Origin of the sequence: Pseudarthrobacter sulfonivorans (assembly GCF_024391045.1) — a bacterium.
GTDB lineage: Bacteria > Actinomycetota > Actinomycetes > Actinomycetales > Micrococcaceae > Arthrobacter > Arthrobacter sulfonivorans_B.
On the sequence record NZ_JANFCZ010000072.1, the window covers coordinates 1 to 341 of the forward strand.

Below are 341 nucleotides of genomic sequence, written 5' to 3' on the forward strand. Positions count from 1 at the left end.
CACTTCGACTTCCGCGAAGGGACCGCCGAAACCCGCCGCTCCCGCAAACTCGTGATCTCCTTCATCGCCACGGTCGCGAACTACGAATACGCCTTCTACTGGCACCTGTTCCTCGACGGCTCCATCGAGTTCCTCGTCAAAGCCACCGGCATCCTCTCCACCGCCGGACAGAAACCCGGCGAGAAGAGCCCCTACGGCCAGAACCTGAACAACGACGGACTCTACGCCCCGATCCACCAGCACATGTTCAACGTCCGCATGGACTTCGAAATCGACGGGCCCGCCAACGCCGTCTACGAAGTCGACATGGAATACCCCGAACACAACCCCACCCACACCGC

The 341-nt window shown here is 61.3% G+C and carries 1 protein-coding gene; it reads left to right on the forward strand.

From position 1 onward, the window contains the following. The coding region (locus NQJ30_RS18930) for a copper amine oxidase (protein WP_441339107.1) at positions 1 to 341 on the forward strand (341 nt) is incomplete at both ends.